Origin of the sequence: Paenibacillus agaridevorans, assembly GCF_003112455.1 — a bacterium.
Classification (GTDB): Bacteria; Bacillota; Bacilli; order Paenibacillales; family Paenibacillaceae; genus Pristimantibacillus; species Pristimantibacillus agaridevorans.
On record NZ_BDQX01000098.1, the window covers coordinates 111,347 to 137,751 of the forward strand.

The 26,405-nt window shown below is 51.6% G+C and carries 18 protein-coding genes; 1 reads left to right on the forward strand and 17 read right to left on the reverse strand.

Annotated elements, in window-relative coordinates; genetic code table 11:
• Positions 1-42 precede the first annotated feature (42 nt).
• The 15 genes from PAT3040_RS10505 to PAT3040_RS10575 all read right to left on the reverse strand — a co-directional run bounded on the left by PAT3040_RS10505 (position 43) and on the right by PAT3040_RS10575 (position 21,307).
• A complete protein-coding gene (locus PAT3040_RS10505) occupies positions 43-744 on the reverse strand; it encodes a response regulator (protein WP_108992589.1) in 702 nt (233 codons plus the stop codon).
• A complete protein-coding gene (locus PAT3040_RS10510; protein ID WP_258234924.1) occupies positions 728-2,266 on the reverse strand; it encodes an ATP-binding protein in 1,539 nt (512 codons plus the stop codon). The genes PAT3040_RS10505 and PAT3040_RS10510 overlap by 17 nt, the downstream gene beginning before the upstream one ends.
• 117 nt (positions 2,267-2,383) lie before the next feature.
• Positions 2,384-4,714, reverse strand: a complete 2,331-nt coding sequence (locus PAT3040_RS10515; RefSeq protein WP_108992591.1) for a histidine kinase — start codon at positions 4,712-4,714, stop codon at positions 2,384-2,386.
• Complete coding sequence (gene kdpC / locus PAT3040_RS10520) at positions 4,711-5,319, reverse strand: potassium-transporting ATPase subunit KdpC (RefSeq protein WP_108992592.1); 609 nt, start codon at positions 5,317-5,319, stop codon at positions 4,711-4,713. Before kdpC ends, PAT3040_RS10515 begins: the two co-directional genes overlap by 4 nt.
• A gap of 32 nt (positions 5,320-5,351) precedes the next feature.
• Positions 5,352-7,382, reverse strand: coding sequence for a potassium-transporting ATPase subunit KdpB (gene kdpB, locus PAT3040_RS10525; protein WP_108992593.1), 2,031 nt, complete (start codon positions 7,380-7,382; stop codon positions 5,352-5,354).
• 25 nt (positions 7,383-7,407) lie between these two features.
• A complete protein-coding gene (gene kdpA / locus PAT3040_RS10530) occupies positions 7,408-9,087 on the reverse strand; it encodes a potassium-transporting ATPase subunit KdpA (RefSeq protein ID WP_108992594.1) in 1,680 nt (559 codons plus the stop codon).
• A 33-nt stretch (positions 9,088-9,120) separates the two neighbouring features.
• Positions 9,121-9,198 (reverse strand): K(+)-transporting ATPase subunit F, encoded by a 78-nt coding sequence (gene kdpF / locus PAT3040_RS39915; protein WP_087568739.1) that lies wholly within the window; start codon positions 9,196-9,198, stop codon positions 9,121-9,123.
• Between the two features lie 103 nt (positions 9,199-9,301).
• Positions 9,302-9,748: a potassium channel family protein gene (locus PAT3040_RS10540; RefSeq protein ID WP_108992595.1), complete on the reverse strand. Its 447-nt coding sequence runs from the start codon at positions 9,746-9,748 to the stop codon at positions 9,302-9,304.
• 228 nt (positions 9,749-9,976) lie between these two features.
• Positions 9,977-10,879, reverse strand: coding sequence for a class I SAM-dependent methyltransferase (locus tag PAT3040_RS10545; protein WP_108992596.1), 903 nt, complete (start codon positions 10,877-10,879; stop codon positions 9,977-9,979).
• Positions 10,880-10,951: 72 nt separating this feature from the next.
• Positions 10,952-11,353 carry an Rrf2 family transcriptional regulator gene (locus PAT3040_RS10550; protein WP_108992597.1) on the reverse strand — a complete coding sequence of 134 codons (402 nt, stop codon included), beginning with the start codon at positions 11,351-11,353 and terminating at the stop codon, positions 10,952-10,954.
• A 230-nt stretch (positions 11,354-11,583) separates the two neighbouring features.
• Positions 11,584-16,554 carry an S-layer homology domain-containing protein gene (locus PAT3040_RS10555; protein ID WP_146200397.1) on the reverse strand — a complete coding sequence of 1,657 codons (4,971 nt, stop codon included), beginning with the start codon at positions 16,552-16,554 and terminating at the stop codon, positions 11,584-11,586.
• An 83-nt stretch (positions 16,555-16,637) separates the two neighbouring features.
• The gene (locus tag PAT3040_RS10560; RefSeq protein ID WP_108992599.1) at positions 16,638-18,206 is read right to left on the reverse strand and encodes an extracellular solute-binding protein; all 1,569 of its coding nucleotides are present in this window, start codon (positions 18,204-18,206) and stop codon (positions 16,638-16,640) included.
• 76 nt (positions 18,207-18,282) lie between these two features.
• On the reverse strand, positions 18,283-19,149 hold the full coding sequence (locus PAT3040_RS10565) for a carbohydrate ABC transporter permease (RefSeq protein WP_108992600.1): 867 nt from the start codon (positions 19,147-19,149) through the stop codon (positions 18,283-18,285).
• 14 nt (positions 19,150-19,163) lie between these two features.
• Positions 19,164-20,069 (reverse strand): ABC transporter permease, encoded by a 906-nt coding sequence (locus tag PAT3040_RS10570; RefSeq protein WP_108992601.1) that lies wholly within the window; start codon positions 20,067-20,069, stop codon positions 19,164-19,166.
• A 224-nt stretch (positions 20,070-20,293) separates the two neighbouring features.
• On the reverse strand, positions 20,294-21,307 hold the full coding sequence (locus tag PAT3040_RS10575; RefSeq protein ID WP_108992602.1) for a Gfo/Idh/MocA family protein: 1,014 nt from the start codon (positions 21,305-21,307) through the stop codon (positions 20,294-20,296).
• Between the two features lie 422 nt (positions 21,308-21,729).
• Between PAT3040_RS10575 and PAT3040_RS10580 the strand changes: the two genes are divergently transcribed.
• Positions 21,730-24,024, forward strand: coding sequence for a helix-turn-helix transcriptional regulator (locus PAT3040_RS10580; RefSeq protein WP_108992603.1), 2,295 nt, complete (start codon positions 21,730-21,732; stop codon positions 24,022-24,024).
• Positions 24,025-24,208: 184 nt separating this feature from the next.
• On the opposite strand, the gene PAT3040_RS10585 is transcribed toward PAT3040_RS10580, so the two are convergent.
• Both PAT3040_RS10585 and PAT3040_RS10590 read right to left on the reverse strand, forming a co-directional pair.
• On the reverse strand, positions 24,209-25,063 hold the full coding sequence (locus tag PAT3040_RS10585) for a hypothetical protein (RefSeq protein WP_108992604.1): 855 nt from the start codon (positions 25,061-25,063) through the stop codon (positions 24,209-24,211).
• A 134-nt stretch (positions 25,064-25,197) separates the two neighbouring features.
• Positions 25,198-26,193 carry a GNAT family N-acetyltransferase gene (locus tag PAT3040_RS10590; RefSeq protein WP_108992605.1) on the reverse strand — a complete coding sequence of 332 codons (996 nt, stop codon included), beginning with the start codon at positions 26,191-26,193 and terminating at the stop codon, positions 25,198-25,200.
• Positions 26,194-26,405 lie beyond the last annotated feature (212 nt).

Sequence of the window (26,405 nt, forward strand, 5' to 3'; positions counted from 1 at the left end):
TCCATCTAGCCATAAAAAACGCTAATTGTCTATCCTTAATGCCTAATCTTCTACCGCGAACCGGTACCCGATTCCGGGCTCCGTCAAAATGTACTGTGGTCTCGTAGTGTCGGACTCCAGCTTCTTGCGTAGATGGCCTACGTATATGCGCAAGTAATGCTGTTCCGTCTCGCCATAGTGACGGCCCCATACTTGCTGCAGCAATTGGCGCTGAGTCATCACTTTTCCCCCGTTGGAAGCCAGCGTTTTGAGCAGATCGTATTCGGTCGGCGTCAACTTGACCCGTTCCCCTCCAAGCTCCACGTTTCGCATCGCGAGATCGATCGTTAGGGCACCGAAACGAAGGACGGGTTCGCTGACGGAACCCGCGACATGCCTGAGCGCGACGCGTATGCGCGCGACGAGTTCCCCCATGCCGAACGGCTTCGTCACGTAATCGTCCGCGCCGTCGTCGAGAGCGGCGATCTTGTCCTCTTCCCTGTCTCTCGCGGTCAGGACGATGATGGGAGTCTGCGACCATTCGCGGATCCGCCTTAGTACGTCCATGCCGCCCATATCGGGCAAGCCCAAGTCGAGGACGATCAAATCCGGATGCGACATCGACGCTTGCAGAATGCCTTCTTCGCCGCTGCCGGCTTCGGCCACATCATAGTGATGTGCATGAAGCGTTACTTTGAGCAGCTTGCGAATTTGCGGTTCGTCGTCTATGATCAATATTTTGGCTCCTTTATCGGGTGCGCTCATGTGCGTCCATGCTCCTCTCCAACATATGTTCCAGTGAATTTTCCTGGTTTTGCAGCGGGAGACGAATCGTGATGACCGTACCGCGCCCTCCGTTAGGTGCCGCCGATATATGGCCGCCGTGCAGCTCGACAATTCCCTTGCATATGGCAAGTCCTAAGCCCGTTCCCGGCAAATGACTCGTTTTATCGGCCCGATAAAATTTGTCGAAGACGCGCTCTATCGCAGCCGGTTCAATACCCATGCCTTGGTCGGCCACGGCAATCGACACCTCGGCACCGACGGTGAGTACTTCAATGACAATTTCACTTCCGTCCGGGGAGTACTTGATCGCGTTGCTTACCACGTTCGTCAGCACTTGCTCCAGGAGCACTTCGTCTCCGGGGATGGGGGGAATGGTTTCCGCAATGATCACCTTCAGCTTCCTGTTATGTTGGAAGTCCCTGACCTGGGACAGCACGACGCTAATCATGTCCTCCGCGTCGCACCATTGCTTGCGAAGCCGCAGCATGCCGCTCTCCAGTTGGACCATTCCCAGCAGGTTGGAGACGAGCCGGTTCATGCGAAGCGCGCCATCCCGGATCGTGCCAAGCAGTTCCATTCGGTCCTGCGAAGTAAACAAGGCATCATTGTCCATTAAAGCACCCGCTGAACCGATCATGCTTGCCAGAGGCGTTCTCAGCTCATGGGAGACTGAGTCCAGTATCGCGGTACGCAGCTGTTCCGATTCTGCCGTCAATTGCGCCAGCTTCGCCTCCTCGCTCAACTTGACTCTGGCCATGGCAATGGCCGCAAGCCCCCCGAGCGCCTCCAGGAAAGAGACCGAGTCCGATGACAGCACGACATCATCCAGCTTAACGCCAAGTACGCCATGAACGCGATCCTCGGTGCGCAAAGGCAAATACAACCCCTTCGAAGCATTCAGCGTCGAAGTTCCTTTTCCCGCTCTGTTACCGTTTCTGTATACCCAATCCGCAATCGTTAGCTCTGCATCGCCACTCCCCCAATCGTCTGGTTGTTTGGTAGATGCCGAAACCGCCAGAACATCCAGGTCGTCCGGCAAATAAATGACGGCTGGCGCCCCTACGCTGATTGATACTTGATCCGATACGTTATGCAAAAGCGATTGAATGTCTGTAAACGCGCTCATTTCTCTGCTAATCGCGTATAACGAGGCGGTATAACCTTCCTTCCGCTCGGATTCCTTCAACTGAGCCTTGAGCCGTGAAGCGAGACTAGCCGTTAAAACCGCTACGACGTAGAAAACGACAAACGTCGATAAGTTGCGTAGATCCGAAACGGCGAAGCTGAAAAAAGGCGGGACAAAAAAGTAATTAAACGAAACCAGCCCTAGCGTTGCAGCATAAAGAGAAGGACCTCTCCCGCCGTACACTGCCCCCATCAACACAGGCAGCAAATATAGCAGAGCGATGTTTACAAGTTCAACCGTCGGCCACCACTTCGAAAACACGAACGTCAGAATCACGTTCGCAACGGTTACCCATAGGTATACCTGCTGCCTCATGACCTTCATCCCTCATTCGTTAACTTTATAAACACCATCATACACAGGAGAACGAAGTCAAGGCAACTCGGCGGCGGAAGATGTTTACCACTAACTGAAGTACTTCGATTGAAGTTTTTATCTCGTTTTCGCCTCCCGTGCATAGTCGGCTACAACAAGCACATCCATATGTCTCCCGCGGCCCAGTAAGGTCTTTACGACGGAGCCCCGTTGCAAAAATGGCATCCAGCGTCTGGACGGCTGTCCTACGATCATCTGCGTCGTTTCATATGCTGAAGCCATATCTAACAGGATGCGGGGAATATCGCATTTCGACTCGGTTACAGCGTATTCGAAACGCCCTCCAAGCCTCGCTGTAAACGCACAAATTTCGTCGACACGTTTCTGCTCTTCCTCCGTAAGCCGAGAATTGGCGTGGATATAGACGACATGCCATACCGCCTTCAGCCGATGCGCGATGCGGAAGCCCCGCCTAACGAGCCGTTCCGCGCCCGAACCGAGCGTAACCGCTACGAAGATGCTCTCCCGCCTTCGCCATGGTCCCCGCAAATATTCCTTCCGATCCCACGCTTCCAGCCGTTCGTCGACATCGTCCGCGATTTCCCTTAAAGCAAGCTCGCGAAGCGCGATCAGATTGCCTTTCGAGAAAAACCGGCCTAACGCCTGTTCGATCTTGTCCGGCGCGTAGATCCGGCCTTCGCGCATCCGTTGCCGCAGCCGGTCCGGCGAGACGTCGATCAATTCGACTTCGTCGGCAATGCCCAGCATCCAATCCGGTACGGTCTCTCTCACCCGAATGCCGGTTATTTGCTCTACGGCATCATTTAAACTCTCCAAGTGCTGGACATTCATAGTGGAGATGACGTTAATGCCAGCGTCCAGCAGCTCCAATACATCCTCGTACCGTTTTTTGTTTTTGCTTCCCGGCACGTTCGTATGAGCCAGCTCATCGACCAGCACCACCTCCGGATTTCCCTCCAAAATAGCCGGAACGTCCATTTCCCTGAGCTGCGTCCCCCTGTAATCGATGACGGCTTGCGGCACGATGGGAAGCTCGCCTATTTGAGAGACGGTCTCTTGCCGTCCATGCGTTTCCAGCAGTCCAATTACAATTTGAACTCCTTTGCGTAAAAGAACATTGCCTTCTCTCAGCATCGTATAGGTTTTGCCAACGCCGGGGGCGGCGCCAATATATACTTTGAACGACCCTCGACTTATCCGATCGATTCGTCGATCCCTCTCTTGTTCGTTCAATCGTTTATAAGACTCGGAGCGTTCCGCTACCCGGTTAGACTTTGCCGGCATAATACGTTCGCCTTCTTGATCCGACCTGTCTGCCACAAAAAAGACATCCGTACTACAGATCTTATCCAGCAATCCGTTCACGATAGAACCTTGCCGCCATTCCTTCCACGCATCGTGTTTGGAATGTCCCATGACGATTCGCGTTACGCCATTGTTTATCGCGTATTGGACAAGCGCGCCGGGGATGCGGCGCCTGCCGGGGTACGGCAGCTCTGTAAAGGTTGCGCCAATCTTCGAAGTTAATTTCTTTATGGAGTCCTTGAACATGGTCTCTTCCTTGTTTAGCGCAGAGCTGCTTTTTGCAAACGAAACGACATGCAGATCTCCATTCAATCGCTTGGCGATCTGCTGGCCGCGGCGGACATAAATAGATCCGTTCCAGTGATATTGAGCGGATACGAGAATCCTCTCGCTGGCTCCCGATGGACCGGTCAGTCCCAACTCTCCCCGGTGCTTCTCCAAGGATTCGTTGACCTCTTCGGCCATCTGCCGCAGCGCAAGCTCCCGCAACACGCCGAGATTGCCTCTTGCCAGCATGGATGCTGATCGGACGCCGGTCAGATTGCCTTCTTCGATCCGTTTCAGCATCGTCTCCGGCGTGACGTCGATCAGTCTCACTTCATCGGCGGATTCCAGCGTCTCGTCCGGCACCGTCGCCTCCCCTTGTATTCCCGTCAACTTGTGCGCTACATGCGATACGCCTTCCAACTCGTAGACGTTTACGGTCGTCATTACGCTGATCCCTCTGCCAAGCAATTCGCGTATGTCCTCCAACCGGGTTGGATTAGGGGCTTCTTTGCGATTCCGATGCGCCAGTCCATCGACCAGTACGATTTCGGGATTGCGGGCAGTCAATGCCTCCAGATTTAAATCCTTCTGCGGGACATCGTCTTTCTGCCAATGAATGCTTGGCACCCGTTCCAACGTCCCCAACTGCTCCATCGTTTCGGGCCACCCCATGGTCGAGACCGCGCAGATCACGACGTCCGTACCTTGCTGCTTCAGGCGTTGCCCTTCCCGCAGCATGTGATAGGTTTTGCCCGAGCCGCTTACCGCGCCGATAAAGATCGTCAATCTGCCTCTGCGCAGCTTGGCTATAGTAGACAATATTTCTTCAGGCGTCTTGCGTCTGTAAGAATTCATGAACGGGAGATCATCTCTTGAAGCGCCATGTTGAGCTTTAATACATTGACCCTCGGCTCGCCGAATAAGCCGAGATCGCGATCTTCCGTATGCGCTTTGACAAGCGAATGAAGCTGCTCTTCCGTCAGATTCGTCAGGCTACTTATTCGCGGAACCTGCACGTAGGCTGACTCAGGCGTGATATGAGGGTCAAGGCCGGAACCCGAATTGCTTATTAACGCGATCGGGAGTTGTTCGATCGGGACTTCGGGATTGTTCTGCTTCCATTCGTCAATCGACGCCCGAGTTCGCGCCAGCAAATCAGGGTTCGAAGGAGCGTAGTTGTTCGAGCCTGATGCATCCGCCTTATAGCCGATACTGGATACGCGGCCATGAAAGTAAGCGGGGTCTGTAAACTTCTGCCCGATCAGCTCCGATCCTACGACATCTCCGTTCCCGTTTTTCAGCAAGCTTCCGCCCGCCTGATTCGGCATGAGCAGCCCGGCAAGACCCGTACATAGCAGCGGGTACAGCAATCCGCATAAGACAATAAACGTGACGCCTGCTCGGATTGCGATAAGCAAAGACGTTCTCCCCGACCGAAGTTGATCAGTATGATTTGACATTAGTCGCGTCTCCTTCCTTTTTGAACAACCTCTTACACCCAAAGTTGTACGATCATATCGATTGCCTTGATGCCTATAAACGGCACGATGACGCCTCCGAGCCCATAGAGAAACATATTGCGGCCAAGCAGCTTCGAAGCGCTCATCGGTTGATAACGGACGCCGCGCATGGCGAGCGGGATTAACAGAGGAATAATAATGGCATTAAATAGCAGCGCGGACAAGATTGCGGATGCGGGAGATCCCAGATTCATGACGTTAAGCACGCCCATCTCGGGAATCGCAAGCATGAACATCGCCGGGATAATTGCAAAATATTTGGCAATGTCGTTCGCGATGCTAAACGTCGTCAGTGCTCCGCGTGTCATGAGCAGTCCCTTGCCGATGGTCACCACCTCAATAAGCTTTGATGGATCGGAATCCAGATCCACCATGTTGGCCGCTTCCTTGGCGGCGGCAGTCCCGCTGTTCATCGCCAGCCCGACGTCGGCTTGCGCAAGCGCCGGCGCGTCGTTGGTGCCGTCTCCGGTCATAGCGACGAGCTTGCCTTGCTCCTGTTCTCTGCGAATAACGGCGATTTTGTCCTCGGGCGTGCTTTCCGCGATAAAATCGTCCACTCCAGCTTCCAGTGCGATCGTGGCCGCCGTCAGTGGATTGTCGCCTGTGCACATGATCGTTTTGATGCCCATCTGCCGCAGCTGCTCGAATCTCTCTCGCATGCCCGGCTTAACCGTATCCTTCAAATAAATGAGTCCGTACACACGACCGTCGACGGCTACCGCCAGAGGCGTTCCCCCTTTGGATGCAATAGCATTCCCTTTCTCTTCCAGATCCTTTGGAATCGTGCCGCCCGAGGCCGTTACCCATTTCTTTACGGAATCAACAGCGCCTTTGCGAACCTTGCGGCCGTCGACCAAGTCCATGCCGCTCATCCGGGTCTCCGCTTGAAAAGGAATGAACACTGCGTCTTCTCCAAGCTCGGCCGAATATTGCCCTCCCGTGTTTCGCATATATTCAAGCACGGAACGTCCCTCCGGCGTCTCGTCCAGCAGCGAGCTGATCGCTGCCCACCCGGCAAGTTCGCTCTCCGTTGCATCTCCCACGGGAATAAAGGCGCTGGCCATCCGATTCCCGTACGTAATGGTTCCCGTTTTGTCCAGAATCATCGTATTGATGTCACCGGCAGCTTCCACGGCCTTGCCGGATGTCGCAATCACATTAAATTGCGTCACGCGGTCCATGCCGGCGATGCCGATTGCCGAAAGCAACCCGCCGATCGTCGTCGGGATCAAACATACAAGCAGCGCGATTAGGACCGGCACTTCCAGGTCGACTCCCGCATAACTGGCGATTGGCGGAAGCGTAACAATCACGATAAAAAAAATTAGCGTAAGGCTTGTCAACAGCGTGTTAAGCGCCAGCTCGTTCGGCGTTTTTTGGCGTTTCGCTCCTTCGACCAACGAAATCATACGATCGATAAACGACTCCCCGGGGTCGCTCGTAATCCGTACCACGATCCGGTCGCTTACGACGCGCGTTCCTCCTGTTACGGAGCTGAAGTCGCCTCCGGCTTCCTTAATGACGGGAGCCGATTCGCCCGTAATCGCGGATTCATCGACGGAGGCCAGCCCCTCGACGATTTCTCCGTCGCCTGGGATCCATTCTCCCGAAGCGACCACGACCACATCCCCTTTGCGCAGCTCCGTGGAAGGAACGACCTTTATCCCGCTTCCCACGATTTTGTTTGCCATCATCTCCCCCTTCGACTTTTTGAGCGTATCGGCTTGCGCCTTGCCCCGCCCCTCCGCGAGCGCTTCGGCGAAGTTCGCGAACAGCAGAGTAAACAGAAGAATCAGGAAGACGGTCAGATTAAATCCGAATTGTCCCCTTGCTTCGAAGTAGTCGGGAAAGATCGTCATCATCAGGACGACAAATGTCCCGGCCTCCACGACAAACATGACGGGATTCTTGATCATGGACATGGGATTCAATTTCTTGAAGCTGTCGATCGCGGCATTTTTTATGATAGCAGGCGTCAACAGCGCTTTGCGTTGCTCATTCATTCTTTTCGTCACCTCATTCTTCGCATTAACGAAGCGTCAGCTGTTCCGCAATCGGTCCCAGAACGACCGCTGGAAGGAATGTGAGCGCTCCGATGATTAAAACCGTTCCAATCAGTATTCCTGCGAACAGCCCGTTATCCGTACGGAACGTCCCGATCGTCTCGGGTACCCATTGCTTGGCGGCCAGAGAACCGGCTACGGCAAGCATCGCGATCATGCTGACATACCTTCCCATCAGCATGACGATCCCGGTAGCGATGTTCCAGAACGGCGTATTGTCGGCGAGGCCCTCAAACCCGGACCCGTTATTGGCGGCGGAGGAAGCGAATTCGTACAGAACCTGCGTTATGCCGTGGAAGCCGGGATTCGTGATCGACCCTTGACCAAGCTCGGTCAGGAACGCGATGGCCGTCGGCCCCAGTATAATGAGCGGATGCACGAGTATGACGATTGCGATCAGCTTCATCTCCTTGGGCTCGATCTTCCTTCCGAGAAACTCCGGCGTTCGCCCCACCATTAGCCCTGCCAAAAACACGCCGAGAATGGCGTACATAAGCATGTTCACGATGCCGACGCCCTTGCCTCCGAACACGACGTTCAACATCATCTCGGCCAGCGGCACAAGTCCGCCGATCGGAGTCAGCGTATCATGCATATTGTTGACCGTACCTGTCGTAGCTGCAGTCGTAACGGCCGTGAACAAGGCGGATTGCGGAATGCCGAATCGCACTTCCTTGCCCTCCATGCTGCCTTGCGAGGCGTCGATGCCTAACTCGTTGATGACCGGGTTGCCTCGCGTCTCCGCTATATATACAGTTGTAAGGAATAGGAGGAACAGAGTCATCATGGCGCTGAACACGACCCAGCCCTGCTTGCGATTCCCGGAGAACAGCCCGTATGCATAGGGCAGCGCAGCCGGCAATAGCCACATGGATAAAATTTGGATGACATTCGTCAGAGGACTTGGATTCTCAAACGGATGGGACGAGTTGGCTCCGAAAAAACCTCCGCCGTTTGTTCCGATATGCTTGATGGCTTCCAGCGAGGCGACGGGTCCAATTGCAATGGATTGCGTATCTCCCTCCAGCGTGGTAACATTGATGGTCGATTGAAGCGTCTGCGGGACCTGCAGCGCAACAAGAACAAGTGTTACGAGAACAGCAGCGGGAATGAAAATACGGGTATGCGCCTTGACAAAATCCTGGAAGAAGTTCCCGATTGTAGTTCCTCTGCTCGTTAACCCGCGAATGAACGCGATCGCCACGGAGAAGCCCGTTGCCGCCGACGTAAACATCATCATCATAATGACGGCCATCTGGGAGAAATAACTAAGTCCCGTTTCGCCGCTGTAATGCTGCAGATTCGTATTCGTGACGAAGCTTATGATGGTATTGAAGGCGAGCGTCTCCTCCATGCCGTCGATTCCGCTCGGATTGACCGGCAGCAGATTCTGCGTTCTAAGAACGATGTAACCTATGCCTACTAATACAACGTTTGTAAGCAAGACGCTTAAGGCATAGGCCTTCCATGTCATACCTGCAAACGATTTTAAGCCAATAAGTTTGTACAGCAAGTTCTCGAACGGTCCGAATACGGCATCGCTCCGGTTCTGCTTATTCGAGAACACGTGATAAACGTAAGTGCCTATCGGCTTGACCAGCAGAATAAGCACGATCAAGACGATGGCAATTTGTACTATGCCCATGAGGCAGCCTCCTTCGGGTACGATTTGGGTCGGTCAGAATTTCTCCGGATGGATCAGCGCGTATACCAAATAAACAAAAACGAGCAGGGCACAGATCAGCAGCAAGGTCACCGGGAATCCTCTCCTTTATCTTCAATGACATGCCCGCACCATGCCGCGAATCCGTAAAATAAGACAAACGCGGCAGCCAGCGTCGCAGCCATATACACATCCATCATTTAGTGTCATCCTCTCCCGTTGATTCATGATCCGTCATCTCGTCCGTTATTAAGAAGTTGGAATCCTGGCCGCTTGCATAAATAACGTAGTTGGCGCCTAGACCTCGGTACATCAGCTTGGGCCTCACCTGTTCCGTAATGACATAGATGGGATTGTTGCTCCACTTCCTGCAGATCAAGAGATAGCGGCAGATTTGATTCAAGCTTCGTTCGAACAAATACACTCGGCCTATGCCGATATCGGGGGCCGCCGACCAGACTCCTTCGTCCGACGTGTCCACCGCTATAATAGTTTCAACGCCTAATCCCAGCAGCCGCTCGTATTCCTGCTCATTGTTGACGATCGCTGCAAAAGGGATATGCCTATGGAGAAGAGCTCTAACGAACTGTTCTCCCCTCAGGTTAGGAGCCGATACTAATATGACATTTTCGTGTTTGTTCATGTTCGTTTTCTCCTCTGTTTGCTTCTGGCCCAAAGCTGAAGCTGCGGCATTTCATGAAGTCCGGATTCACACTTTCATCTTAGAACGGGTTCGGGTAAAAAGGGGGTAAAGAAATAACGCCTTGATATAAAAAAAATATAAAAATCGCGAATCAGCCTTGGTACGCAAAAAGGTCCTTGAGCAACATGCATGCTCAAGGACCTTATGATGTTTTTAGCTGCTAATCGCTTAAGCTTGACGAGGCTTTCGCGTATACATGTTTAGATCCTGGAGTCGGATGAGCACTTTCCCGAATCGTCCGCCCTCCTGGTATTCCACCTGTCCATCCGGATAGGTCTGCTGCATATATTCCGTAATGATGGATAGGCTGTTTTCGTCTGCCGGCAGACCGTGAATTTTCAGCCAGTTTATTACCTCCTTATTGGCAATCTCAAGGTCGCTTTTTGTCGTTTTGACTTCACGGGAAAGGATGGATTCGAACGAATATCCCTTCAGATAAAGCAGGTGCAGCAAATAGGCAAACTCCATGATCTCGTCACGAATCGGCTCCTGTGTAACTAGTGTTCGCACATCATCCAGAAGGCTATGCTCCCTTCGTCCTGCCGGCATGCTGATATAACAGTATCCACGTGCGCAGCTCAGCACCCTCTCCGCGCCATCCCAGTCCGTTATGACTGGACACATGGAGACGAACACGAGATCGAATTTATTTAGCCAGCCTCTGCCCTCCAGGTCGATATCTTCGAAAGGTTCGGCGATCACTTCGACGCTTCCTTCGGGCAAGTCCTGAATATTCTTTTGCAGCAGCTCTCTCAGAGGACCGTTTGGCTCGACGGCCGTGACGCGGGCTCCCCGCTCCGCGAACGCAACAGAGAATCCGCCGGACGCGGCTCCAATATCCAACACCGTCATTCCGTTAAAGTCCACATTCTGGCCTTCAATCCAGCTCAGGATACGATGGGTACGTTTTTTCCCCCCTTCGCTAAACACTTCCTTATTGAATGAGACCGCTCTTTTATCAAATACGCGTGTCGGGTCCATGCCTGCGTTCAACATTTTGTTAATGGCGGTATTACGGTCTTCCTTCCAGGCTTTCTCCCATACGGATGCGTCAAAAAAGGTATTCATCATTATTCCTCCATTTTTTATTGAGATTTTGTAGAGTTATTATGTCTATGATCGAAGCCGAGAAAAAAACGTCCATTAAGGCACGTTTTTTATCGACTGGGCCAAATCGTATATGGTCTGTTCGCGCAAGCGACGCTCCATCTGATCTTCCGCAGCCAGCACCACCTTCTGAATGACGCATTCCGGGCCATGGTCCAAGCTGCATTCGAACAGCGAAGTCGTCCCTTCGATGGCATGGATGATATCGAGGAACGATATGTTCTCCCAATTTCGTTTGAGCCGGTATCCCCCGCTCGCTCCGGACGCGGATTCGATCATGCCGGCTTTGACGAGCTTCGTCAAAATTTTGGACAAATAGGTTGGCGAGACATTCTGCTTTTCCGCAAGCTGCTGGACGCCTATGGGCTTCTCCGGCGTGGCTACGGCGAGAAAAAGCATGCTGTGAAGCGCATAATTCGTCGCTTTGGAGTATTTCAACGTTATCCTCCTTCCGATTTTATTGCAGATATAATGAATCTATAATAACTTCATTTGATGGATTCGTCAATTCCGCTTTCGAATTGAAGCGAATTTTCTTCAGAGCTCTATTGATCACTAGGCCACTAAGTTATATAAAAATCCCGGCACCGTCCCTCCCACTTGGGACAGACATTGTGCCGGGTTTTTCTCAAATTAATGGAGTTTAAGTCCTCTCTATATTTGATCTATTACTCATCTTCCTCCAAATAACGAACCAGTCTTAGAATAACGGTAACTGCTTCCGCTCTCGTCACCTTATCCAAAGGCGCGAATACGTTGCCCGTGCGGCCGTTCATGATGCCCAATTCCTTAAGCAATCGAGCTGCGGGTCTCGCCCATGCCGGAATAGTTGCTTCGTCGGCGTAGCCGGAAGCCGAATCCGCATTAGGCGCGTCGAGGCCAAGCGCTCTCGCAAGGATTACGGCGAGCTGTGACCGCGTTAATTCGTTTTTCGGACGGAACGTTCCGTCCTCGTAGCCGGACATTAATCCCATCTCATCCGCTAGTGCAATAGCTCGCGTTGCCCACGATGATATATCAGCAACATCCTTGAATGATGGATCAGCGGAAGCTTCTTCGTTCGCTCTGAGCGCATTTATGATCATCACGATAAATTGTTCTCTTGTGACGGACTGATTCGGTCGGAAAGTACCGTCCCCGAATCCTTGCGCGATGCCGTGCTCGATTGCTTCATTAATCTGCTTGTTTGCCCAATGCCCCCCAATGTCATTCACCCCCGGCTTAGCGCTCGGCTTCGGCGTAGGAGCCGGAGTTGTAGAAGGTTTAGGCGTGCTGGCTGGCGGCGGCGTTGATCCTGTCGACTCCGATGGCGACGGCTCCGGCGTCGCTGCAGGCTCTTCCTCCGTCTCGACATGTATCATGACGTACCCATTGTTCGATGTAAACGGAGTCGTTTTGCCGTTCCAACGAACCTGCTCCGCGCCAGGCGCATAGACGACAAACGTCCCGCGATCAATCTCTACGACATTATTTAATGTGACATTAAGAGTCGCACCGTTCATATAAGCAAGCGGACTCACATCCGATGTGTCCAGTTCGGCTCCCTCAAGGAATACATATTGAAGTTGTCCCGGCTCAAGCTCTCTGAACTCGTATTGGAACAGATTCGTGCGCCCATCCGTCAGCTTCACTTCAATCTGTTCGATGGGCTTCGAGTTCAGCCGACGAACCGACTGGATCTTGCTCGCTCCGCTAAATGGTTCCAGAACCGATACATAACGGGCCTCCGTCCCGTTCACGCGATTGACGACCGTTGGCGTATAAGCATCCGTATCATTGCCCGGACCCGGCGATTCGCCCACAATCATCGTAGTCGGCTGATGCGCAGAGCTCGTCAAGCTGAACAACTTCAAGCCGTTGCCTGCCGGAGTGCGCCAGGTCCCTTCCCAGATGCCGTCTGCCTGCGCCGATTGTCCATTGCGGAAAAAGGAATAAGCATCCTCCGTGCCAAGCGGCTCAGTCATCGGTTCCATCTCGCCGTCCGTCTCGAAGCTTCCGATTCCCCGCATGATCCAGTCGAATTGACGTTCGCTTGCCGATGCCACGTCGAACAAGTCAATCATATAGTCCGGGGTGACAGCAACCGTACGTTCGTATTGGCTCATATTGTCATATGCTTTGCTCGATGTATTCGTCATGATACCGAAGCTCTCCGAAGGGAGATACAACTTGGTAGGTTCGAAGCTTTCGACATTATTGACAGTTGGAATATTTTGCGTCTTCCCGTCAACGGCTACGGTATTGTGGGAGAAGGTCATTTTGTAATAAGAAGTGTACATGGAATTACTGTAAGGCGGAATGCCGAGATCGGGCGCCAGACGCTCGCCTTTGCCGAAAATATCGAGATGCAGCTTGTCCGGATGTCCATGATATCCGCCGTGCAGACCGTAGTCGACCAAAGCGAACAACTGGTCGTTGCCCTCGCCTACGCGAATGACGGAATGGCCCAAACCTTCGAAATTCAAGCTTTCGGAAGGCAAGCTTCCCCCTGACGCGATATCCGTCTGTCCGTAAAACACCGCCTGCTCGCCGACGATTCCGCTGGAGGTATTGTTCGGAACAACATAACCACCGCGCGGTCTCTCCTTGTCAATATACAGCTTATTCAGCAAAGCCGCATAAGAAGAATCACTGTATTCGGCATACACAGCTTCGTAATCTATCGGCACAACTCGGCCGGGAGCGCCCAGATTCGTCGGATATTTGCCGGAATCGTTGCTGTTAATGATGCCGAGGTCGGGATAGGCATACTGCAGCGTGACGTCAAACGTCTTTTTGAAGTTCGCGTTGCCGAACAGATCGTAGCCCATCTCCTTAAGGGATTGCGCATGAAGCAATAAAGCCATCTGGGCGTAGAAGTGATAGCCGATGGCTCCTTCGTACCAGAAACCGTCGGACAATACGCTGTTCGTCATTTGATAATCGAAGCCGCTTCGCCCCAGGACGGAGAAGTCCATAAGCGTCTTGTCCTCCAGCACGGCGCCGATGGCTCCAATCGCGGCGTTATGCCAGGTTTGCCAGTTGGACTTGCCGACATCGTAACCTTGCAACGTCTTCGCCGATGCCGCGAACAAGTTTTGTTCGATGCCATATGACTCTGCAACGTCGAGCACTCCGCTTGGCTTGATGAGATCATAAGCTTGCACGAGCTGGATCATCTGAACCGCTTCGTCCAGCGTCTGGAAAAACAGCTTGCCGTATTGCGGCTGCACGGGATAACTTGGATACAGCTCGGAATAACGGACCAGAATTTCCTTCGCTTTCTCGGCATATTTCTCTTCGCCTGTCAACGCATACACAATGGCGAGATTACGCGCCGCTTCCGTATTCAGCGTGTGGGTCGTAAATCGCCAGCCTGCATCAACCTGATCGCCAGTTACGTATTCATTGGTGGCGGGACATAGATGGCTGTTAGGCGAATCGTAGTTGTACGTCAAAGTCGTGTCGCCGCAGACGAACCAGGTGGTCTGCCCTGCCGGCTGAGTCGGATAATAGATTTCCTTCTCCAGCCAAACATCCGCTTTCGCCTTAACGGCTGCAAGATAGTCGGCTGCCCAGTCGTAATGCTCGATCTTCTCTCTGGATTCCTCCAGTTGCTCCTTCGTAGTCATAATGTACGGATGCTGCTTCGTCGCGATTCGCTCCGAGCCTACGGAGACATTGAGCTCAAGCTTCAACGCTTTGCCGCCTGCGGAAGGCTGAACGGAAATAATCGCCTTCCTGGTTTCGCCAGGCTCAGCGTCCGCCGGTACTTGTACTTCGAACTCAATGTCAATTGCGCGTCCTACCTCAACAATGTCCGTTACGCTGTCGTACGTGACCAGATATTCCGTACCGAAGCCGGACTCTGTTATCAAGTTATAGGCAGTGCTCGCCTCTCCTATGTTTTTAAGGGAAAGGCTGTAATGCAGAGCGCTGCCCGGGAGCGCGCTTTGGCTGATTTGTTTGATGGAGGGCTCGACCACGTTTTTGGCTAAGGCAAGATTGTCAAAATAAAGCTTGTCCGTCGGATCCGGCGCGGGATCGGAGCCGTACCATTGCGGGTGGACGATCAGCTTGCTGATCTTGCTCATCTCCGCGGTTCCCGTTGAGTTCAAAAACTTGTTGAACGGCAGCTCGATTTTTTTCCAGCCTTTCCAATCGACAAAAAAGGATGTCATAAAATATTCGTTGCTCGGCGTTGCGGGATCGTTGGCATATAGCAGGAAATAAACTTTTTTGTTGGAAGCCTTCTCCGAATATAGCCAGAACTCGATTTGATCGTAATTCTGCCACTGGATTTGGTTAAGCTCGGTAATATGCCCTGCGTTTGTCCCATCATGCCCGACAATGTCGATCGGAGTCGCGGGATTCGCCCAATATCCGGAGTATTGACCGGCAGCCGGCGAAGCGGCGTTGGTCGTATTCGTCCAACGGATAGAGCCCGTCGTAAAGTTTTCATTGGTGCCGAGCGGCGTGCTGCCCGCACTGGACAGATCAATCGTGTAGGCATATGCCATCAGCTCGCTCGAGTAGCTTCCGATCATCGCCTTTGTCACAAGCACGGCGTTCTCGCCGACCACGATCGGACCGTTGTACAACCGGTAAGCGGAATCCTCCTCGCCTTCGTATTTATAATAAATTTGCGCATCTTCCGATTCGGACGTCAATGTAACGTTCTGTACTTGCGGGAAGGTTCCCGCTTCGGGAGCTGCCTTGACCTCGCCGACGAAGTTCGGATCGATATCAACCGTGTAGTTATAGGTCGTTTCGGCGCTGCTCACGCCGTTCATGACGGACTTGACGACCAACTCCGTTGTTTGAGTCAGTTCCAGAGCGCCGGAATACAGTTGGAAGTCGCTGTCTACTCCTGAACGTTTGTAGTAAATGCGGTTCGCGCCAGGCGGCGTGGACGCACTGTCGAGATTCACTTTCACTTTGTTCATATAGGTGCCGCTAGGCTTGTCCGCCACGGCTGGGAACAATTCGCCGCTTCCGGTCAGTCGGAAGTCATCCAGATATACCGCCAATTCGGGGTCATTGGTCGTGCTGCCGAGCGCAATGGGATTAAATCGCAGATAATCAAGAGGACCAAACGGTTTTGGAGCCCCCGTAATCTGCGTTTTTATCGTGGCCAGCGGAATTTCGATTTTTTTCCACCCCGTCCAATCCAGCATCAGTCTGTAATAATAATAGGCCGACGCGTCGCCTTTCATATAGAAACGAATTTCCACCGGTCTATCGGTTTGATTGCCGGTACGCTGTTTGACCGAATAAGCCCAGAACGAAAGTTTATCGTAGCTGTTCAAGTCGACGCTGAGGTCCTCCTTGGAATAAATCATGGCGCTTCCCGGAACCAGACTCCCCGGGTTAGCCTGATCCGGGATGGCCAAAATCCATTTTTTTGAACCCGACCCTTCGTGGACATAATCCGGATCGGTATTGATTTGGACCGCGAGACCGGAGGTGCTTGTCGTATCGCCGGCTGTATTATGCGCGCTGGAGTCCATATTGTTCATTTGGAAATCCAAATCGAGCGGAATCCCTCCCGCCGCTTGAACCGCGGTCGGCATAACCAGATTGGCGGATGTTATCAACCCTAGCAGCAAAGTGATTACAAGCAAGAAAGATAACGGTTTCATACTCCGTGATGATGTCACTAATCCTCATCCTTTCGCTTGACAGTTTGTCAGAAGACAAGCCCCGTTAAAGCTAACGAGGCTTGTCGAATCATTGCAAAATATTACTTTACGGCCGCAAGCGCACGTTCATGCGCCGTCTTGTACAGAGCTACGATCTCTTCGTAGCCAAGCTTCTTTTGCTCTTCCACGAAGCTGCTCCACTCATCGAAGCTGCGCGTGCCCATGATAAACTTCGCGAAGTTTTCATCTCGGTTGCTGTTAAGCGAATCGCCTTTCGTGCTTAGAATTTGCTGCTCTTCCGGCGTAAAGGAGATGGAGATTTTTGGATCGCTGTCGTATTTGGGCGCTTCCGCGTAAGCAACCTTCAGCTCCGGCGACGACAGAGAAATGTGGGCGTCGTAATCGAACCAAGCATAAGTGCCGTCCGTAGACAGTCCGGTTTTCTTGCGCATATCGGCAACGTCGGCGTATTTCTCGATGAATGCGCCGTTCGAGGATGTCTCGCCTTCTATGCCCCAGCTGGACAATTGTTTGCCTTCTTCGGAATAGAAGAAATCGATGAATTTCACGGCATCTTCGATTTTGTCCGTCGTCGACGCGATCATAAAACCTTCTTCGCTCGTCTGCGTATACGCGTTCTTCTGAGGTCCGCCTTCCCAGCCTGCAGGCGGCGCCATAAAGTTCATGTTAAACGCGGCGTTAGCCGGACGAAGCGCGTTGTTGTAGAAGTCGATCCGTCCGATATAATCCAGCGTGACGAATGCGCGATCCGTCGATACGATATCCTGCCACATCTTCGTGTCGATCGTCAGGAAGTCTTTCGGAATCAGATTATCTTTGTAAAACTTATTGAAGTACTCCAGCATTTTTTTGTACTCTTCTTGAATGGCCGCATACTTCCATTCGCCTGTAGCGTTATCATGGATCACGCTCGCCTTGGAAACCTCGACGTCGGCGGAGACGTTAAAGGCCGCGCCGAAGTCGTAAAAGTAACGAAGCCCGTTACGGAACGTAAGCGGATAGCTGTCCGGATACTTCTCTTTGAGCGTTTTCAGGACCGTATACAGCTCGTCCCATGTTTGCGGCGTTTGCAGGCCGTTCTCCTTAAAGATATCCTCGCGATACATCCAGACGCGGCGGTTCGTATCGCCGATGCCTTGGTTCGGCGTCATGTACATCTTGCCGTCCGCAGAAATAAAGTTTTGCACTTCTTGCGGATATTTTTCCATAAATGCTTTGAAATTAGGCATTTGATCGACATAATCCAAAATGTTGGCCAGTGCGCCTTGTTGTCCGAATTTGTCAGCAGCCGCTTTGGATTGAATCCACATCAGATCCGGCATTTCGCCGCCTGCGACCGCCAAGCTAATGGAATCCTCCAGGAGGTTGCCGGATGGAAGCTGAATATCGAGCGAAACGCCCGTCTTCTCCTTGATCATATCCCATACCATCCAGTTTTCGTCGTACGGCCAGCTCGGATTGCTGTAATTCAAAAACGTGAGCGTCGATTGCTTAAGCGGCTCGCTTGTCGCCCCGGCGCTGTCGCTAGGCTTCGCCGTCGCGCTGGCATCTGGCGTATTGCCTCCATTGTTGTTGCCGGAACAGGCGCCCAGCGCCAAACTTGATCCCAGCACGGTTGCGAGCATTACGGTTGACCATTTCTTCTTCATACTTTGCCCCACTCTCCCTTGATTGGTGTAAAATGACTTGCCCGCTTGCTTGGTGATGCTTCCCATGGATTCTATATTAACCTTTGACCGACCCGATTAGCGCTCCTTTTGCAAAATACTTTTGGAGGAACGGGTAGACCAAAAGGATGGGAACCGTCGTCACGATAATCGTGGCGTACTTCAATGCTTCGTCGACGATCATGCTGTCGCCGCCAATATTGCCCGCGCCGTTTGCTCCGCCGGCGCCTTGAAGCACCATGTTGCGAATAATGACCTGGAGCGGCAGTAGATCGGCATCGCGCAGATAAAGCAGCGCGGAGAAAAAATTGTTCCAGATGGCGACGCCGTAAAACAGACCAATCGTCGCGATGATGGCGCTGGATAGCGGAAGCACCAGGCGGAGGAAGATGCCAATGTCCGTCAATCCGTCGATTTTGCCCGACTCCTCTACCTCCTGCGGCATGTTCATGAAGAATGTGCGCATGACGATAAAGTTCCAGGAGCTGACCGCCGTAGGAATGACCATGGCCCAGATCGTATCGATCAAGTTATAGCTTTTGACCACCAGAAACGTAGGAATCATCCCGCCGCTAAAGAACAGCGTAATGACGATCATGATCATAAAGGGGCGCTGGAACAGCATCGTTTTTTTGGAGAGAGCATACGCTCCTGCTGCCGTAACGAACAAGGAAATCGTTGTGCCAAGCACGGTATACAGGATGGTATTGATATAGGCTTTGCCGATATCGGGATTGTCGAATACGACGGCATACGTATTAAGCGTGAACTCCTTCGGCCATAAGAACACTTCGCCTCTTAATACGGGCACCGTGCCGCTAAGCGAGACGGCGATCATATAGAGGAACGGGTACAAGGCGGATAAAGCTACGCAGAAGATAACAAAATAGATGATGACATCGAAAACCGAGAATTTGATTTTCATAGTCCCGCTCCTTCCTACCATAAGCTCGTGTTGCTGACTTTGCGGCTAATCCAGTTGGCGCTGAGAATGAAGGCAAGGTTAACGACGCTCGTAAACAAGTCGATCGCTGTTCCGTAGCTGTAATTCATGGCTTGTATCCCCGTACGGTACACGTAGGTGCTCAGCACATCCGCCGTGTTGTAGATAGATGGATTTAACATCAGCAATACTTTCTCGAATCCGATGTCGAGCACTTGCCCGATATTTAGAATGAACAAAATAATGATGGCGGAGCTGATGCCGGGCACCGTAATATGCCTAAGCTGATGCCATCTGTTCGCGCCGTCCACTCGAGCTGCTTCGTAGAGCTGCGGATCGATCGCGCTTAGAGCGGCCAAATAGATGATCGTCTCCCAGCCGATATGCTGCCATATTCCCGAGAGAACATACAGAGAACGGAAGTAATGATCATTCTGCATAAAGTTGATCGACTCGTAACCGAACCACTCTACAAGCTGGTTGACGATTCCGTTCGACGGCGACAAAAACAGGAACATCATGCTGACGACAACGACGTTGGAGATGAAATGCGGCAAATAGCTGATGGACTGCGCCACGCGTTTGACGACTTGAATTCTAACTTCGTTTAATAGAAGCGCAAGGATGATCGGCGCCGGGAATCCGAAGATGATTTTGTAGACGCCTAGCAGAATCGTGTTGCGAAGCAGCTTCAGAAAATCGGGACTCTCGAAAAACAGCTTGTAATATTTGATGCCGACCCATTGGCTTTCCCATACGCCCTTAAACGCGTTGTAATCTTTGAAAGAGATCAGAATGCCGAACATCGGAACGTACTTGAACAAGATGTAGTACACAAGCGCTGGCAAAAAGAGTATGAGCAAGTATTTGCTTCGATTGAATCTGGTTAGGAACTGCGCCATCCCTTATCCTCCTGTCTGGTCTGCATAACGTGTCTATGCCGTTAACGATAGCGGGTCAATTGCCTCGTGGACAATCGCCAGTACTTGCGAAACCTTGCAATTATGCGAGCACTCGCATTTTCGACAATGATCTTAAATGTTGCGAAGTTGTGAATTTCGATAGATTCGCCATAGTTACAGCAGCATACGCCTGCCGCTTCTCGACGCTAATGGCGAGTCTCCTTTTACAGAGAAAGGTCTTCGTTGCCGACGGTTTGAACGAGAACCTCGGCGCGCAACTTGCTAGAACGGTATAGTCCTTCGACGGCCGCAACGACGCTTCGCGAATAGGCCATCGAACATTCCGGCTCCTCGCCGCTTTCGACGGCATGCAGCAGATCCAGGATCTGCATGGCAAGCGCCGGACCCGGCAATCTCTCGGTATGAACCTCCGAATAAGTGCCGCCCGTACTGATCCAAACGCCAATGCCGGTTCGAAGCCGCAGGCTTCCTCCCGTAAAGAGCAGCTCCGTCTCGTCGATGGCAGCCCCCGGGTATCCAGATTGGCAGACGATGGCCGGTATTCCGCCGGAGGTTTCCAGATACGCCAATCCCCCGCCTTCCACATCTCCCCGTCCCAGCCCGTAATCGACCGATGCCCGCACCTTCGTTATCGTATCGCCCGTCAGCCATTGAATCTTGTCGATGGAATGGGAGCCCAGATTCGTCAGAATGCCTCCGCCGGCTTTGGCGCGTTCGAAGAACCATTGCGGCCGCTGCGGTTTGTCGTATGGCAGATGTCTGCGATCATTGATCATGACTAGTCTTCCGAGTTCGCCGCTTTGCAATATTTTTTTGGCCAATACGTTTTCGGCGGAATAATGCTGCGTGTGCCCAACCATCAATTTGACGCCTGCCGTTCTGACGGCCCGTTCAATTTCGTCGCACTCCTGCACGTTCATCGCCATGGGCTTCTCCAGCAAAATATGGCAGCCTTGCTCCGCCGCAGAGATCGCCGCTTCCTTGTGCAAATAATGAGGCAGCGTAATAATCGCGATATGCGGCCGCTCGGTTTTAATCATCTCTTTGTAATCGATATAAGGCGTAATGTTGTAAGCGACGGCCAACTGCTCCGCTCGTTCCTCCGCAATATCGGCTACGGCGCAAGCCTCCGCCTGGCCCATTTCCTTAATCGCCGTCAGATGCGAAGCGGCAATGCTTCCGCCTCCGACAACTGCAATCCTGTATTTTGCCGTCATAAAAGTTTCTCCCCCTCGTCGTTGTGTTCGGAGGTTAGCTTACCAAGACGTCGGCCCTTTTGTGTATCGTGGAATCTTGTTTTCCTTGTCCGATTTCCGTCAGAATCGCGTTACTTAGCCCATTTCATAAGAAATGATAAGGATCGTAAGCGTTGATTATTGAGCCATTGTTAATACCTCGTGCTATACTTGCAAAAAGTGCAAGTTCAAAAAGTCCGATTTTCAGTACCGAGAAGGTTGTATGAAGATTAGGGACTGAGGAGCGGAGCGTAGTGGAAGCTACGTGAGCACCGGAAGTCCCGGCTGAATGCAAGATTCGATGTCGACATACTTCCTGAGCTACTTCGTAATCAAAATTGGACTTTTTGAACATCCTTATATGAATTTTGTAAAGCAGAGCAATTAATGAAAGGAATAGTGGCATGAAGCGACTGATCCCGTTCCCGAACATTTCGAACAACCAGCTGTCACTTTTTTACACCTTATTCTGCAGCTTTATCGCCATCATTTTGCTGCTTGTTTCCATCCACCTTGTTACGTATTCTTTTTTCCGCGATCGGATCAAAGAAGAGATTATCGTTAACAGCGGTCTTAATCTAAACACGACGGTCACGAACTACGAGAAACACTTCAAGCTCATGCGAAGTTTTATGCTCAGCAACCTGTTCGAAAACGATACGCAAATATTGAAGAACGGCACCAGCGCGTTTCATTACGATATCGTATCGCGGGTTCAGCGAGAGCTTCGCAATACGATGAACAATTCACTGCTCTACCTGGACAACATTATTTATTACTTCAAGGACACGGGTTTTGTGTTCGATAAGGAAGGGACGAGGAACGCAGAGACGATGTTTGGCAAATTCTACGTCAGCGATACTTATTCCGTGGAATTCTGGAAGAGACAAGCGGAGTCCGTCGACAGCTTCAAGGTTTATCCCACTACGAACTTTCGTATGGAGACGGCATTCGAAGATTTCTCTTACGGCAATCTGACTCCTATTCTGGTCAAAAGCGCTTACGATGATCGTCTGGCCTTCATTCTGCTCCTCAAAAGCGCCAGAGCCTTCGAAGCGTTCCATCAGCCCAAACCCGGCAGCAGCCTGCTCATACTGGATGAAGATCAGCAAGTCATCTACTCCTCATCTCCTTCGCTCAGCATGCCGGATAATTTGAAGATGGAGGATGGGACCTACCCGGGACTTGGCGGGTACGCGAAGCTGGACGACAAGTATTATTTCTTCCGTAGCGGCTCCGAGACGGGGTTCACTTATGTTGAGGTTGTTGCAGACAGGGGGCTGACGAATCAGCTTCGCAATTTAAACGTGCTTATGTTCGTTATTTTGGCTCTGTCGATTTTGATCAGTCTGGCCGTATCCTACATCCTTGCGAAAAAGTTCCATAATCCGCTTGCGAAGATGATTCGATCCATACAGACCTATAGCATTTTGGGAGGTCCTGGTGCGGCGAGCAGCCGAATCAAGGAATTTAATATGCTGCATTCGACTTTGCGCGACTTGTCGCGCTCTAACGAGAAGTTCCATCATGATCTTCAGACCAAAAACACCATGCTCCAACAGTTCGCCTACATGTCCAAGCTTAAGAAGATCGGCGGCGGCGCCGGGCTGGAGACGAGAATGGACGATGATCGTCCCTACAGACTAGTGTTATTCCACCTTGAGTTCAAAGAACGTTTCCTTCTGGAAATCTCAAGCTCGGTGCATCGCGCCTTCAATACGTATAAGGAATTGATCGATGCCCATTTTACCAGTCTGTACGGCGAATCGTTGACCTTCCAGCTCGAAAAGGATCAAATCCTGACGATTCTTTTCCTGGATGACGATCAAGCGGATAAACCGGAAGCGGAGCTGCGTACGTTGATCCGGATCTTCGATTCGGATGCGCCCTACTGCAACTTCACGATCGCGCCAAGCCCCGTTCGCAAATATGCGACGGATTTCGCAGAGACGTATCAGAACGCGCTTGATCTGATCCGGCAGCGCAAGCTTGGCGAGGACGTTCAGATTATTACGCAATGGGAAGCACATCCTTCCCTGCTCGTCCCTACTCCTTCCGAAGAGACGGAGCTGGTAGCCAATCTGCAAGCCGGCATCGAAACCGTAACGATCCCGCTAGTCGAGCGATTCCTCGATCATCTGGATAAGGTCGGCGCAACAGCGGGGCAGTTTCAGGAGTGGTCCAAGGATATCGTCAATCGAACAATCAAGGCTATGTATGCGCAGAATGTGTCGGTGGCTTCCGTCGTAGATGGCAGTCATTTGCATGAGCAGTTGAAATCCTGCTACACGTTGGAGCAATACAAAACGTTTTTCAGACGTTTGCTCACAAGGTCCGCGATTGCCATTCAGGAGAAGAAGTCCGAGACGGATGCTATTACGAAGTTTGTTTTCGAATACGTGGAGGCGAATTATGGCGGCGATCTGTCGCTGGATTCCATTGCGCACAAGCTCGGCATAACCGGACCTTACTTGTCGAGTTACTTCAAGGAGAAGACGGGAACCAACTTCAGCGATTACATCTACACCGTACGCATGAACAAGGCGACCGAGATGCTTATTGAAACCGATCTGCTCATTCAAGATATCGCTTCTCTGGTCGGCTACTTCACGGTAGCCTCCTTCAACCGCGTCTTCAAGCGGTATACAGGCATGACGCCCAGCGAATTCCGAAGACAGAACATCAAATGGGAAGAATAATCCTTGCAGCCACTATTTCCGCTCGTATAGCGGACAACCATTATCGGCGTTTTTAACGCCTACAGCTGCTCGTTCGCCTATTTTTTGGAGCCATAAGCGTTACTAACGTCTATGGACGCTAGTCAGAGTTACTTTACGACCAAAACAAAAGGCAGTTGACCAGTCTATGGGCAACTGCCTTTAATCAAGGCAAATTCAATCTAATATCGTCAACCTTCGTGTCAGCAAATTGCTGAATAAAAAGATCCATTACCGTAGCATCCAATTTAAGAATCAGGTACGGGTTCTCGCCAAAGCGCGGATCATTATTTTCAATGGTCGCGTATTGGATCCTCATCAAGCTCTCATTTCCGAACACATTCAACAACTCGACAGAATGTTCCATGCCCGCTACCAGCAATATATAAAGCGTATCGTCTGCAATAAAATGATAGTGTCCCGCGTTTCTAGCCGAGATTTTTTCGTTGGCTTCCTTTACAATACCTGGATCGCCAATGCTTGAAACATCAATGATTTCATAAGTGACCGATTGTTCCGGAGGCATGGCTCCGTCTTCTTTAAACTGTGCAAGATTGGTTACTGTCCAAATGCCGTTATAATTGTACCATTTTCGAAGTTCAAGCATGTAGGTGTTGCCTTCGTTCGTCCCCACCACCACTTTTCTTGGATTGTAGGTGCCATCCACACTATCAAGGTAGCTGACTTCGTGCCCCAATTCCTGCCGCATATAATTTTTAATGACGGCAACGTAATCCTTTTGCATGTCGTCCTTAGCCAAATTGGCCATATCCGCTTCGGTATACTCCCTGGATGTCCCCGTAATGATCCTGTACTGCTCTAATTGATCCAGATTAAGAAACGACACATTGTCTGGCTGTGCGGTTTCATTCGAAACTGACTCGCTGGGTATGCTGGTTTCGCTGGTTTCGCTGGTGACGCTAGTCGCCATGTTTACCCCGGAGTCGTTGTTGCTGTCTATCGCACATGCAGGCAATATACATATTGCCGCTAAATAGAGCAGATAAATAGATACCTTCATGCCTGCCCTCCATTCCCTGTTTGTTAATCGTTCAACAAATTAGACGGAAAATTTTGCATATTGTTTCGCTAATACAAAAATGGAGTCCAGAACTGTTGCCAGTCTGTACTCCATTTTAATGTTCATCATAATGGTCATTCTGGCCGAAACGTGGAACTACCCGTAAGATCGATCGTTTTCTCGAATTTCGCATAGGTTCTCCAGCTTGTATACCCAAGCTTGCCATAAAACTCGACGAAAGGCGTCGTATCGATTACGATATGGCGACTGCCCCGCCCCAGCAAGTAGTGGATCGCCGCCTGCACAATGGAGATGCCATATCGATACCCGCGATAGGTCTCGTCGATGCCGAGCGGCCCTATTCCGCCCAATGGCTCGTCGAAAAGCGGCGACCAATAAATGTTTTGTGCAAGCAACGGCGAATGTTCGTCGTTCATTCTGCAAAAACCGATAATGTTGCCTTCTCTCTCAAGCAATACGTATTCCCTGCCTGTTCCGCCGCGCTTCCAATACTCCCGGTGCTGATAGTCCCAAGTCCCCGGGAAGCAGCGGCGCATAAAAGCCGTCATTCGTTCCCGATCCTCCGGGGTTGCGACTCTAAACAGCGCATCCTGCACTTCGGGCAACGTAACTCCTGCTCTATGGTTATAGCTGTTCAGCAAATCAAAAACTTCTGCTTTACAGACATAACCTCGTTTCTCGAACCAGCTCTTCGTTGCCTCTTCCGGCTCCGGCAAGCCGGGAAACAAGCGGCTTTGCAAATCATTGCCAAGCGATATGCGTTGAACGCCCAACTTTCGAAGGGCTTCCTCCGCCCGGCCAAGCAGCCCGCTCCCTATGCCGACGCCCCGGCTGTCCTGCTCCACGATGAGAGCTTGAATCCATCCCGCGTCGGACTTAAGGCCATATTGGGCAAGTTCCTCCCGGTACGCCTTCGCCACAACGAATCCGACAATCCGATCGCGACTTTCCTCGATGGCAACCCACGAGCCATGACGCAGCCAATTGGGATCCTCGAACACATTTTGCGCGATTAATTGCTCTCTCATGGGAAACACCCGGATCCATTCCGAATTCCAGACGGATACCATTCCATCCAGATGTTTTTCCGACATTGCCTCGTAACGCATGACATCGCCCTCCTCGAAAGTTACGATCCTATAGGGCAACTTTAAACGAAAGCTCGTCTAGTTCCAATTGTCTTTTCTTTCGAAACTTCGTTCGAATTCGCCTTGGACGGCTGTCTATCTTTACGAAACAAGATGTTTGTTTCAGCTGCGAGATTAATCGGCTAAAATCGTTAGTCCTATGTATTTCGGGGATGGCTCGTGAAGTAGCGGGC

Excerpts from the sequence above, each read along its gene's own strand:
- PAT3040_RS10505 (WP_108992589.1), bottom strand. The coding sequence starts at position 744 with ATGAGCGCACCCGATAAAGGAGCCAAAATATTGATCATAGACGACGAA.
- PAT3040_RS10510 (WP_258234924.1), bottom strand. The coding sequence starts at position 2,266 with ATGAGGCAGCAGGTATACCTATGGGTAACCGTTGCGAACGTGATTCTG.
- PAT3040_RS10515 (WP_108992591.1), bottom strand. The coding sequence starts at position 4,714 with ATGAATTCTTACAGACGCAAGACGCCTGAAGAAATATTGTCTACTATA.
- kdpC (WP_108992592.1), bottom strand. The coding sequence starts at position 5,319 with ATGTCAAATCATACTGATCAACTTCGGTCGGGGAGAACGTCTTTGCTT.
- kdpB (WP_108992593.1), bottom strand. The coding sequence starts at position 7,382 with ATGAATGAGCAACGCAAAGCGCTGTTGACGCCTGCTATCATAAAAAAT.
- kdpA (WP_108992594.1), bottom strand. The coding sequence starts at position 9,087 with ATGGGCATAGTACAAATTGCCATCGTCTTGATCGTGCTTATTCTGCTG.
- PAT3040_RS10540 (WP_108992595.1), bottom strand. The coding sequence starts at position 9,748 with ATGAACAAACACGAAAATGTCATATTAGTATCGGCTCCTAACCTGAGG.
- PAT3040_RS10545 (WP_108992596.1), bottom strand. The coding sequence starts at position 10,879 with ATGATGAATACCTTTTTTGACGCATCCGTATGGGAGAAAGCCTGGAAG.
- PAT3040_RS10560 (WP_108992599.1), bottom strand. The coding sequence starts at position 18,206 with ATGAAGAAGAAATGGTCAACCGTAATGCTCGCAACCGTGCTGGGATCA.
- PAT3040_RS10565 (WP_108992600.1), bottom strand. The coding sequence starts at position 19,149 with ATGAAAATCAAATTCTCGGTTTTCGATGTCATCATCTATTTTGTTATC.
- PAT3040_RS10570 (WP_108992601.1), bottom strand. The coding sequence starts at position 20,069 with ATGGCGCAGTTCCTAACCAGATTCAATCGAAGCAAATACTTGCTCATA.
- PAT3040_RS10575 (WP_108992602.1), bottom strand. The coding sequence starts at position 21,307 with ATGACGGCAAAATACAGGATTGCAGTTGTCGGAGGCGGAAGCATTGCC.
- PAT3040_RS10580 (WP_108992603.1), top strand. The coding sequence starts at position 21,730 with ATGAAGCGACTGATCCCGTTCCCGAACATTTCGAACAACCAGCTGTCA.
- PAT3040_RS10585 (WP_108992604.1), bottom strand. The coding sequence starts at position 25,063 with ATGAAGGTATCTATTTATCTGCTCTATTTAGCGGCAATATGTATATTG.
- PAT3040_RS10590 (WP_108992605.1), bottom strand. The coding sequence starts at position 26,193 with ATGCGTTACGAGGCAATGTCGGAAAAACATCTGGATGGAATGGTATCC.